The organism is Allofournierella massiliensis, from assembly GCF_004345265.1.
GTDB classification, from domain to species: Bacteria; Bacillota; Clostridia; order Oscillospirales; family Ruminococcaceae; genus Allofournierella; species Allofournierella massiliensis.
On record NZ_SLUM01000020.1, the window covers coordinates 72,123 to 82,718 of the forward strand.

A 10,596-nucleotide genomic window follows, 5' to 3' on the forward strand; every position below is an offset into this window, starting at 1 on the left:
TTCTGCCGGCGGGCAGGACGATATGAAAATGGAACAAACATGCAAGATCTCTGTGATCGTTCCCTGTTATTATTCGGAAAAAACCATCGCCAAGGCGGTGCATCTGGCCAGAGAAGAGCTTCTGCGGCTGGGCTATGATTATGAATTTGTTCTGGTGAACGACGGTTCCACCGACGGCACCTTCGCCCAGATTCAGGCTCTGTGCGCAGAGGATCCCAAGGTAAAGGGTGTGGATTTCAGCCGAAATTTCGGTCAGCACAGTGCCCTGATGGCGGCGCTGCATTATGTGACCGGCGATTATGTGCTGAGTATGGACGATGATTTGCAGACCCATCCGTCCCAGTTCGGCAAGCTGCTGGACACGATCCGGAACGGCGGTTACGATGTGGTATATGGTTGGTATCCTCAAAAGCACCACAACTGGTTTCGCAATCTGGGTTCCCGTTTTGAGGGATGGACCATGCAGGTACTTACCGGTCGCCCCAAGGGACTGCATACAAGCAGCTTCTGGGTGGCCAAGGCTTTTGTATGCCGCCATGCCATCGAGTACATGGGGCCTTACCCGCACATGTCCGGCCTGCTGATGCGTATTACCAAAAATGTGGGCAACGTGGAATTGCAGCATTTTGATCGGGAGGTTGGTCAGTCCGGCTATAATTTGAAAAGTCTGATCCGATTGTGGAGTACCTCCACCAACTTTTCGGTGTTGCCGCTGCGGTTTTCGCTGGTGTGCGGGGCACTGTTCGGCGCTGCGGGCCTGATCAGCGCGCTGGTTGTGATTGTGCGCAAGCTGATGGATCCCACCGTGATGACCGGCTGGAGCTCGCTGATGGTGGTGATCCTGCTGGCAGCAGGCATCAATCTGATCTGTCTGGGCCTTGTGGGCGAGTATGTGGGTCGCATGTTCATGATCGCCAACAAGCAGCCGCAGTATGTGGTGCGCACCCAGTGCAACGTGGGTGCTGCCGCCAAGCATAAGGAGGAAGAAAAATGACACAGCATCGACTGGTCGTGTTGGGCTCCATGGATGAATTTGTGGAACTTGTAAAGCTGGCTCGCCGCCAGGGCATCTACACCATTGTGTGCGACGGCTACGAAAACGGCCCTGCCAAAGCCTTTGCGGATAAGGCCTATACCATCGACGTGCGGGACATTGACGGGGTGGCCGACATGTGCCGGGCAGAGCAGGCGGATGGCATCATCGCCTCCTTCTCGGATCTGCTGGCTGAATGCCTGGTAAATATTGCTGCCAAAGCGGGACTGAAGTGTTACTGCACCCCGGAAAAAATCCGTTATCTGCGGGAAAAGCCCCTGATGAAGGAGATGTTCCGTCAGTTGGGTGTGCCCACGCCCACCAGTATTCGCCTGAATGCCGACTTTGCGGACGAAGAGCTGAACGCAGTGGGCCTGCCCTGTGTGATCAAGCCGGCCAACGGCTATGGTTCCCGGGGAATCTATGTGGTGAACAGCGCAGAAGAAATCCGCAGTCATTTTTCCACCACCGCGTCCTATTCCAGCTTTGACTACATTCTGGCTGAGACATACAACCAAGGCTATGAATTTAATATGATGACCTGGATGGTGGATGGCCAGCTGCGGCTGTTGAGCATTGCGGATCGGGAAAAATCCCACGAGATCGAGGGTGACATCCCCCATGTGAGCCGCATTGTGTATCCCAGTCGTTTCACCGATGAGGTGAAGGATGAGGTGATGGCCATTGTGAAAAAGGTGGCGGATTTTGTGGGCATCACCACCGGTCCGCTGTCCATGCAGTTTTTCTACACACCCGGGCAGGGGGTGCAGGTGTGCGAGATTGCCGGGCGGATGTTCGGATACGAGCACGAACTGGTCACCTATGCAGGCGGCATGAGTGTGGAGCAGCTGCTGCTGAACTATGTGTATGATGAAGCTGCTTTGAAAGAAATGTTCGACGCTCATGATCCTCACTTCTCCCGCTTCAGCGCGGGGTTGTATTTCCACGGCTATGAGGGTACAGTGGCAGATGTGAGCGCGGCCGAAGCGGCGGCAAAGCTGCCCGGCGTGGCGGAATCGCTGATTTATTATCAGCCGGGTGAGACCATCGGACACGGGGTGGGGGCAAAGCCCTACGCGGTGCGCTATTATCTGACGGCGGATCGGCGGGAGGAGCTGGATGCGCTGACCCGGCAGCTGTACGAGCAGGTGAAGGTGTGCGACGCACAGGGCAACAACCTTCTGTATCACAATCAGATGCAGAAGTAAAGAACGGAGCATGCCCATGAAACAACACAATTCCTACGCCCTTACCCTGATCGGGCTTCATGTTCTGCTGGGAATCTATTCCCTCAGTGGCTTTTTCAGCAAAAATGCCGCCGCCCAGCCCTTTCTGAGCTGGAAATACATTGCCTTTTACTGCGGCATGATGGCCATTATGGTCATCTACGCCGTGGGCTGGCAGCAGGTGATCAAGCGGCTGCCTCTCACGCTGGCCTTCGCCAACAAGGCGGTCACGGTGGTATGGGGGATTTTGTGGGGAGCGGTGTTCTTCCACGAATCCATCACCCCCGGCAAGCTGATCGGTGCGGCCGTTATCGTGGCCGGTGTGGTGCTGTTTGTAAAGGCCGACGGGGAGGAAAAACGCCATGAGTGATGCCATCCAGCCGATGTATGCGCTGATCTATTTGCTGGGGGTGTTCCTGGCGGCAATCTCTCAGGTGCTGCTGAAAAAGGCGGCCATGCGCCCGCATAAAAATTTTATCATGGAATATCTGGACTGGCGGGTGATTCTGGGCTACGGCATCTTTGTGGGCTGCACCCTTTTAAGCATTCTGGCCTATAAGGGAATACCCATGAGCCTGGGCCCGGTGCTGGAAGCCACCAGCTACCTGTATGTGACGGTGTTCGGCGTAACCATCTTCAAGGAAAAGCTCAGCCGGAAAAAGTGTATTGCACTGGCCATGATTCTGGCAGGCATTCTCATTTACGCTCTGGCGGGCTGAATCAGGAAAAACGGCGGCGCCGGTTTGCAGACAACGCAGACCGGCGCCGCTTTTTTTGTGCGGCGGAAATGCGGGGAAGTGACGGGTCTGTCACCCGAAAAGGACAGTTTTTCGATATAATGAAACAAACGGAAAAAAGGTGGGGAAGCCGGTGAGGATTCTTCTGGTGGAGGATGAGGCGGCCATCGTGCTGCCGCTGAAAAAGCTGCTTGAGCGGCAGGGATGGCAGGTCGCGGCAGCGGCCAGTGTGGCCGCCGCGCTGGAACAAATTGAAAAAACGCCCTTCGAAGCGGCGCTGGTGGATCTGGGTCTGCCGGACGGCAGCGGGGAAACGGTCTGCCATGCACTGCGCGGGCAGGGCGACGCCGCCATTCTGATCCTCACTGCCCGGGCGGACGAGGCCAGTGTGATCCGGGCGCTGGAGCAGGGGGCAGATGATTACATCATCAAGCCCTTCCGGGCCGGAGAACTGCTCAGCCGGATCAAGGCGGTGCTGCGCCGCCGAAAGGGGCCGGAGCTGCTGCGCTTTGGTGCGCTCACGGTGGATCGGCGCAGTGCCCGCGCCTTTGTGGGTGAAAACCAGATTCCGCTTACCGCGCAGGAATACCGGCTGCTGCTGGTGTTTCTTGCGAACCCCGGCCAGATTCTGGAGCGGGGGCAGCTGTTGCAGGCGCTGTGGGATCAGGAGGGCAATTTTGTGAACGACAACACCCTCACCGTCACCGTGAAGCGCCTGCGGGAAAAACTGGCGGGCGGCTGCGGCTGGCACATCGCCACAGTACGGGGCCTTGGCTACCGCTGGGAAGAGGAGCCGGATGCATAGCAGAGAATTTTACCGGATGTTGGCCGTTATGCTGGCCCTGACGGGGGCTGCGGCCATCGGGCAGGGCTTTGCCTGGGGTGTGCCCGGCATAGTCGCCGCGCTGCTTCTGGGCGGGGCGCTCACGGCGCTGGCCGCGGTGTATACTCTGCGGCGCTACCGGCGGATTGCACAGCTGTCGGAATATCTGGCCCAGGTGTACACCGGGGGTCAGCCGCCCCGGCTCAGCGGCCAGACGCCGGGAGAGCTGAGTGCGCTGCAGGATGACCTGTACAAAATTACCAGTATTTTGCAGCAGCAGGCATCGGCTCTGAAGGCGGACAAGCGCTTTCTGGCGGACAGCCTGAGCGATATTGCCCATCAGCTGCGCACACCCCTTTCGGCCATTCTGCTGCAATGTGACTTTCTGCGGGAGGAGCTGCCGCCCGGCGAGGCGGTGGAGGGCCTTGCCCAGATCGAAACGCAGGCGGATCGCATCCGCTGGCTGGTGGAGTCTCTGCTGCGCCTTTCCCGGCTGGATGCAGGGGTGGTTCCCTTTGAAAAGCGGGAATTGCCCGCCCGGCAGGTGATCCAGCGGGCGGCGGGCGGTCTGGCCGGGCTGTATCTGAAACGGAATGTGGAGCTACAGGTGGATTGCCCGGAACAGCTGGCCTGCGTCTGCGATCTGGAATGGACCGCCGAGGCGCTGGCGAATCTGTTGAAAAACGCCGCCGAGCACACCCCGGCAGGCGGCACAGTACGGGTGGAATACAGCCCGCAGGCGCTGTATTACGAATTCCGGGTGCAGAACACCGGGCCAGCCATTCTGCCGGAGGATATGCCCCATTTATTTGAACGGTTCTGGCGGGGAGCCGCTGCCAGCCCGGGCAGCGTGGGCATCGGTCTGCCGCTGGCCCGCAGCATCGCCCGGGGCCAGCAGGGGGACGTGACCGCCGAAAACACCCCGGAAGGGCCCCTGTTCCGGCTGCGGCTGTTCCGGTGACAAAACTGTCAGCGGGGTGTCACCGGCCTGTCACCGGAGCGGGGTATTCTTTGGGCAGGAAAGGAGGTGGTCCGCTTGCCGTTTCTGGAAGTGGAACATCTGACAAAAGTCTATGGAACCGGGGCAAATCAGGTGAAAGCCCTGGACGATGTGAATTTTACCGTGGAAAAGGGCCAGTTTGTGGCCATCGTGGGGCCGTCCGGCTCCGGCAAATCCACCCTGATGCATCTGCTGGGCGGGGTGGACCGGCCCACCAGCGGCAGCGTGCGGCTGAGCGGTATGGATCTGGCAGGCCAGCCGGACGAGACGCTGGCGGTGTTTCGCCGCCGTCAGATCGGGCTGGTGTATCAGTTTTATAACCTGATCCCGCTGCTCACCGTAAAGGAAAACCTGTTGCTGCCCCTGCTGCTGGATGGCCGCCGCCCGGCGCCGAGTCAGTTGGAGGGTATCGTGGAGCAGCTGGGCATCGAGGGCAAGCTGGATGCCTTCCCGGACCAGCTGTCCGGCGGGCAGCAGCAGCGGGTGAGCCTGGGGCGGGCGCTCATTACCCGGCCCGCCCTGCTGCTGGCGGATGAGCCCACAGGTAATCTGGACGGAGCCAACACCGCCCAGGTGATGGAGCTGCTGCGGGCCATCCACAAGGGCACCGGTCAGACCATTCTGATGATCACCCACGACCGGGAGCTGGCCCAGCAGGCCCAGCGGATTCTGGTGATCGGGGACGGCCGTCTGCAGAGAGACGAGGTGATCCGTCCATGAGAGTCATCTGGTCGGTCACGGTGCGCCAGCTGCTGCGCGGGAAGGTGAGCACCGGGTTCGCCTTTCTGAGTGTGCTGCTGAGTGCGGTGCTGCTGAGTGCGGTGCTGCTGGGAGGCGATTCTCTGGTGCATACCCTGAATGTGGAATATTACAGCGAGTTCGCGCTGGTTGCGCTGGCGGCGGTGAAGCTGCTGCTGTGCGTGTTGCTGGCGGGCACCGCGCTGATGATCCGGGGCGGGTTCTGGCTCTCGCTGGAGCGGCGCACCCGGGCGCTGGGCCAGCTGGCCAGCGTGGGGGCCACCCCGGCCCAGCTGCGGGCCAGCGTACTGCTGGAGGCGGCCCTGCTTGGCGTGGTGGCCATCCCGTTGGGAATGCTGTTTGCAATGCTGGGGCTGCGGGTGGGCTTCTTTGCCATGAACCAGACCCAGGGCATCCAGACCATCACCAACGGGCAGGGCATTCGACTGGCGGTGCAGGCCGGTCGCCTTGCCGCGGCGGCGCTCTGGTGTGCGCTGGCGCTGCTGCTGGCCGCCTGGGGCCCGGCCCGGCGGGCGGCGCGGCTTTCGCCCATGCAGGCCATGCGGCCCCAGCTGCAATGCGCACCCAAAGGAAAGGGCAGCCGCACCCCGGCAGATGCGGTACGCCTGCTGGCAAAGCGAGCCCGGCAGCGGGCCCCCGGCCGCTACCGGGTGCTGAGCCTGGGCCTTGCGGTCAGCGCAGCCCTGATTTTCATGGCTTTCACCTTCAATCAGGCGCTGGTGCGCAACTATGATGTGAGCCACGCACCTTTTTCTTACAGGGTCTACCTCTGGGGGGACGAAAACGCCCAATATCCCGCCGAACTGTTGCAGCAGCTGGCCGGAGCGGTTCCGGACAGACCGGGCACCGTGACCGAGCTGGTGGAAAAATTTTACGGAGTGCGGGAGGAACGCATGGTCAATACCCTTCAGATCGTACTGGAGGACGAGGATTTTGAACGTTGGTACGGTCAGCCGTTGACCGGCGAGCAGGGTGTCGTACCGGTGGTTTGGGCGAAGGACGCTTCCGACCTTTCGCCGGAGGAGCTGGGGGAGGAAACGCTGCTCTGGAGCTTCGCCGGGCCGCAAATGGTGGTGGCCGGTGCCAGTGACGCGCCGCTGCCGAACGGCATCCGGCAGAAAGGTGCGGAAGATGACCGGTTCACACTGGTACTGGTCACCAGCCGCAGCGCCTTTGAAGCCAGCGGCATCTCCTTTGCACAGGGAGAGGTTCGCAGCTATGCGGTTTATTGGGATGCGGATGACGGCCGCACCGTTACCAAAGTGGTGGCGCCGGTTCTGGCCGGGTGCGGGCTGACGTATGAGATTCAGGACTACACCCCCACCGGTCAGACAGTTTTGCTGGGCAGCGGGGTGCGTATTCTGCTCACGGTGTTCTGCGGTGGCTTCGCGGCGGTGGTGTTGCTCACCAGTGCGGCCAACATCCTGAGCACCGTCAGCAGCAGTATGCTGCAGCGGCGGCGGGAGTTATCGCTGCTGCTGTCCGCAGGCATGAGCCGCCGCCAGCTGGCCCGTATGCTGGCCTGGGAGTGTTTGGGCTATGGCGTCCGGGGAATTCTTTGGGGCTTTCCGGCGGGAGTTGTGCTTGCCTGGCTTCTGGCGGATCGGATGCTGGGCATCCCGCTGTCCAGCGCATTGAGCCCGGCGGCGCTGCTCACCCCGGTGGTGTGCGTGGGGGCGGTGAGCGCTTTGGCACTGCTGGTCTCGCTGCGCATGCTGCGCCGGTTTTCCATTCTGGAGGGGCTTGCCCAGCGGGACTGACCGCTTGCGCCCCGCCCGGCAGTTCCGTATAATAAAAAGCGAGAAACGGCCCCGGCGGGGCAAACGAGGGGGAACAGCCAATGATCTACGGCATCGGCACCGATCTGGTGCGCACCGACCGAATGGAAAAAAGTCTGGCCAGCCCGGCCTTTCTGCGGCGGGTATTCGGTGAGGAGGAGCGGGCCTTTCTGCTGAGCCTGGCTCCCCGCAAGCAGCCGGAAAGCGCCGGGGCGAACTTTGCCGCCAAGGAGGCCTTTTTAAAGGCCTGCGGCACCGGCATCGGCGGCTTTGCCCTTTGTGAAATTCAGGTGCTGCGCGCCGAAAGCGGTGCGCCTTACTATGCACTCACCGGGCAGGCGGCGGCCTGGCTGGAAGAAAACCGGTTCACCGCCCATCTGAGCCTGAGCCACGACGGCGGCCTTGCCCAGGCCTTCACGGTGTTGGAGCGAACCGGCGATTAAGAGCCGCGCAAGGCGGGCATACTACCACCAGAACACATCCAAACAGCCCCGCAGCGGCGGGGGCACATAGGCGTGCGCCGTGCTTCGGGGCGGATCACTGGAGGGAGTATGACCATGGAAGTGCATAGAGGCGAAGTGTTTTATGCGGATCTGAGCCCGGTGGTGGGCTCGGAACAGGGCGGCATCCGCCCGGTGCTGATTCTGCAGAACGATGTGGGCAACCGCCACAGCCCCACCGTGATCGCGGCGGCCATTACATCAAAGCAGGACAAAACCCATCTGCCCACCCACATCGGCCTGCAGGCTCAGACCTGTGGCCTGACCCGCAACAGCATTGTGCTGCTGGAGCAGATCCGCACGCTGGACAAGCGCCGCCTGCGGGAAAAGGCGGGCCGCCTGAGCGAGAGCGACCAGCGCCGGGTGGATCAGGCGCTGGGCATCAGCGTGGGTCTTGTGAGCATGTGAATCACAAAATAAGAAAGAACGCCGCTTCGGAAAAATCCGGGGCGGCGTTCTTCGTTGCCAGTGGAATTGCCGCACGCTTCGTGGTATGATAAAGGCAATACCGCACAATTCACGGTTTGCGCCTCAGGCGGCGTATCCCGCCAAAATTTTCCGCGATATTTTCCAAAAATGCTCGCCAAGCCACAAAGGATTGCCTGCGCTTTTTGGTTCATATCGCAAAAAATTTCCGGCGCGCTCCACCACCTGAAATTGTGCGATATTGCCTGAAACAAAAAAGCGCGGGCAGCGCCCGCATGTGGGAAGGAAGAAGCAAATGATCTATCTGTATTGGGTGGCCGTGTTCACGGTCATTGCTCTGGCGCTGGCGGTGCGGTTCGACCGCCGGCTGGAGGTGACCTTTGCCCCGGCTTTGTTCGGGGGCATTCTGGTGATGTATCTGTTCGGTCTGGCCGGGCCGCTTTTGTGGAGCCTGGCGGCGATCAGCCTGCTGGGCGCTGCCTCCGGTGTGTATCTGATCGTGCAGGCGGTACGCCGAAAGGATCTGTTTCTGCGCCGCTGGTGTACCCCCGGCGCGCTGGTGCTGGTGGTGATGGTGCTCTATATCGCCTGGATGCAGGCAGGGCGGCTGGCCATCGGCAACGATGAATTCAGCCACTGGGCCTACACGGTGAAGGTGATGGCAAATCACGACCAGCTGAGTGTCTGGCACACCAATGAGCTGGGCTTCGGGGAATATCCCCCGGCGCTGGCACTGCTGGAATACCTGTTCGTGCGGCTGACCCCTGATTTTACCGAGGGTTATCTCTACCGGGCCATGATGCTGTTCCAGGTGAGTTTGCTTTTGCCGGTGCTGGCCCGCTTCGGCTGGAAACGGCTGGGCGGTGCGCTGGTGGGCTTTGCCGGTATATTTCTGCTTCCGCTGGCCTTCTATGGTCAGTTTTACAGCGATTTGTGCGTGGATGGCACGCTGGCGCTGCTGTTTGCCTATCTGCTTTATGCCTGGCTGAGCACCCGGCGGCTGCAAGGCTTTGTGACCCTCCAGCTGAGTCTGGGGGTTGCGGTGCTGGTGCTCACCAAGGAAAGCGGCGTGATCTTTGCGCTGGCGGCACTGGCCTTTGTTGCCTGGGATGGGCTGCGTCTGGCCCGGGCCGGCGGCCACCCGGGCGCACAGCGCCAGTTCCTGATTCAGCTGGCCTGGCCGGCGGGCGCGCTGGTGCTGGCCCGGCTGAGCTGGGGCATTGTGGTGGCCATGCAGGGCCTGACCGCCGGCGGCAGCGGCAACCCGCTGAGCCGTCTGGCCGGGCTGTTCGGCCCATGGCCGGAAAAGTGGAGCCTGACCCTTGCGGCTTTTCTGGAGCATCTGTTCCTTCCGGTGCGCAACGAGAGCATCCTGCCTCTTTCTCCGGCGGCCTGGCTGGTGCTGGGGCTGGTGGCCCTGCGTCTGGCCCGGATGGCGCTGCCCCGGCTGGAGGCCAGCCTGCGGCGGCTGAGCCTGGGGCTGGCGGCAGGCTTTGCGGCCTACTGTGCCGGGCTTTTGTATCTGTACTTTTTCCAGTTTTCCGATTATGAAGCCACCCGGGTGGCAAGCCTGGAACGGTATCTGGGCAGCTGGCTGCTGGCGGTGGTGCTGCTGGCAGCCGATCTGGCGCTGGCGGCATGGGGCCGTGCGGAGGGCCGGCGGGCGCTGGGCCCGGGCTGCGTGCTGGCCGCAGCGCTGCTGGTAATGCCCGGAACCAGCGACGAGATCCGGCGGCTGGTGGCTCCCGCCAAGGGAGCAGCGCTGGAGCAGCAGCAACGCGCCGCTTATTTCACTCCTGCATCCTTCCCCATGGAGTGGACTGAAAACGACAAGCTGTATTTTGTGGCGGAGGATACCGCTTCGTACGAGGTGCTCTGTGCCGGTTACAGCTTCTATCCCTGGAACCTTGGCTGCTCTGCCGGCTACAATTTCAACACCGAAGGCGACTGGGCCACCTGGGCCAACGAGGTGACCGCTGACCAGTGGGCCGAAACACTGGCCTCGGAGGGGTATACCTATGTGTATCTCTACCAGATCAGCCCTTCCTTCACGGGCAAGTACAGCGAGCTGTTTGCTGATCCCGGCGACATTGTGGGCGGCGCGCTCTACGCGGTGCAGACCGGGGAAGAGGGCGTGCAGCTGGCCCGTGTCTGGCCTGCTCTTGCCGAGGGCTGAGCCTGCCTGCCGGTTGTGTCTGGCCGATTGAAACAGAACAGAAAAAGGGGCTGTTGCAAAACGGAAGTTGAGCAACAGCCCCCACTTTTTGCGAAAAGCAGGATCGGAAGAGACTTTTTCAAGAATTTTAGGAGAAAT

Annotated in this window: 11 protein-coding genes; all 11 read left to right on the forward strand. The window is 61.3% G+C overall.

The features are described from left to right. Positions 1-28 precede the first annotated feature (28 nt). A complete protein-coding gene (locus tag EDD77_RS12045) occupies positions 29-994 on the forward strand; it encodes a glycosyltransferase family 2 protein (protein WP_172733323.1) in 966 nt (321 codons plus the stop codon). Continuing rightward, positions 991-2,241: an ATP-grasp domain-containing protein gene (locus EDD77_RS12050; protein WP_058963262.1), complete on the forward strand. Its 1,251-nt coding sequence runs from the start codon at positions 991-993 to the stop codon at positions 2,239-2,241. The genes EDD77_RS12045 and EDD77_RS12050 overlap by 4 nt, the downstream gene beginning before the upstream one ends. A gap of 16 nt (positions 2,242-2,257) precedes the next feature. Beyond that, the gene (locus EDD77_RS12055; RefSeq protein WP_058963263.1) at positions 2,258-2,629 is read left to right on the forward strand and encodes an EamA family transporter; all 372 of its coding nucleotides are present in this window, start codon (positions 2,258-2,260) and stop codon (positions 2,627-2,629) included. Further along, entirely contained in the window at positions 2,622-2,978 is a 357-nt protein-coding gene (locus tag EDD77_RS12060; RefSeq protein WP_058963264.1) for an EamA family transporter, read from the forward strand. The genes EDD77_RS12055 and EDD77_RS12060 overlap by 8 nt, the downstream gene beginning before the upstream one ends. A 151-nt stretch (positions 2,979-3,129) precedes the next feature. After that, positions 3,130-3,801, forward strand: coding sequence for a response regulator transcription factor (locus EDD77_RS12065; RefSeq protein ID WP_058963265.1), 672 nt, complete (start codon positions 3,130-3,132; stop codon positions 3,799-3,801). After that, the gene (locus EDD77_RS12070) at positions 3,794-4,780 is read left to right on the forward strand and encodes a sensor histidine kinase (RefSeq protein WP_082669511.1); all 987 of its coding nucleotides are present in this window, start codon (positions 3,794-3,796) and stop codon (positions 4,778-4,780) included. Before EDD77_RS12065 ends, EDD77_RS12070 begins: the two co-directional genes overlap by 8 nt. A 75-nt stretch (positions 4,781-4,855) precedes the next feature. Continuing rightward, a complete protein-coding gene (locus tag EDD77_RS12075) occupies positions 4,856-5,539 on the forward strand; it encodes an ABC transporter ATP-binding protein (protein WP_058963267.1) in 684 nt (227 codons plus the stop codon). Continuing rightward, positions 5,536-7,338: an ABC transporter permease gene (locus EDD77_RS12080; protein ID WP_132587399.1), complete on the forward strand. Its 1,803-nt coding sequence runs from the start codon at positions 5,536-5,538 to the stop codon at positions 7,336-7,338. Before EDD77_RS12075 ends, EDD77_RS12080 begins: the two co-directional genes overlap by 4 nt. An 80-nt stretch (positions 7,339-7,418) precedes the next feature. Continuing rightward, on the forward strand, positions 7,419-7,799 hold the full coding sequence (locus tag EDD77_RS12085) for a holo-ACP synthase (protein WP_058962552.1): 381 nt from the start codon (positions 7,419-7,421) through the stop codon (positions 7,797-7,799). Positions 7,800-7,913: 114 nt separating this feature from the next. Next, entirely contained in the window at positions 7,914-8,264 is a 351-nt protein-coding gene (locus EDD77_RS12090; protein WP_058962553.1) for a type II toxin-antitoxin system PemK/MazF family toxin, read from the forward strand. Between the two features lie 313 nt (positions 8,265-8,577). Beyond that, positions 8,578-10,458 carry a hypothetical protein gene (locus EDD77_RS12095; RefSeq protein ID WP_132587400.1) on the forward strand — a complete coding sequence of 627 codons (1,881 nt, stop codon included), beginning with the start codon at positions 8,578-8,580 and terminating at the stop codon, positions 10,456-10,458. The last annotated feature ends 138 nt before the right edge of the window (positions 10,459-10,596 follow it).

What these genes read in the sequence shown, in the direction of transcription:
- EDD77_RS12045 (WP_172733323.1), top strand. Translation starts at nt 29, where the DNA reads ATGGAACAAACATGCAAGATCTCTGTGATCGTTCCCTGTTATTATTCG.
- EDD77_RS12050 (WP_058963262.1), top strand. Translation starts at nt 991, where the DNA reads ATGACACAGCATCGACTGGTCGTGTTGGGCTCCATGGATGAATTTGTG.
- EDD77_RS12055 (WP_058963263.1), top strand. Translation starts at nt 2,258, where the DNA reads ATGAAACAACACAATTCCTACGCCCTTACCCTGATCGGGCTTCATGTT.
- EDD77_RS12060 (WP_058963264.1), top strand. Translation starts at nt 2,622, where the DNA reads ATGAGTGATGCCATCCAGCCGATGTATGCGCTGATCTATTTGCTGGGG.
- EDD77_RS12070 (WP_082669511.1), top strand. Translation starts at nt 3,794, where the DNA reads ATGCATAGCAGAGAATTTTACCGGATGTTGGCCGTTATGCTGGCCCTG.
- EDD77_RS12080 (WP_132587399.1), top strand. Translation starts at nt 5,536, where the DNA reads ATGAGAGTCATCTGGTCGGTCACGGTGCGCCAGCTGCTGCGCGGGAAG.
- EDD77_RS12085 (WP_058962552.1), top strand. Translation starts at nt 7,419, where the DNA reads ATGATCTACGGCATCGGCACCGATCTGGTGCGCACCGACCGAATGGAA.
- EDD77_RS12090 (WP_058962553.1), top strand. Translation starts at nt 7,914, where the DNA reads ATGGAAGTGCATAGAGGCGAAGTGTTTTATGCGGATCTGAGCCCGGTG.
- EDD77_RS12095 (WP_132587400.1), top strand. Translation starts at nt 8,578, where the DNA reads ATGATCTATCTGTATTGGGTGGCCGTGTTCACGGTCATTGCTCTGGCG.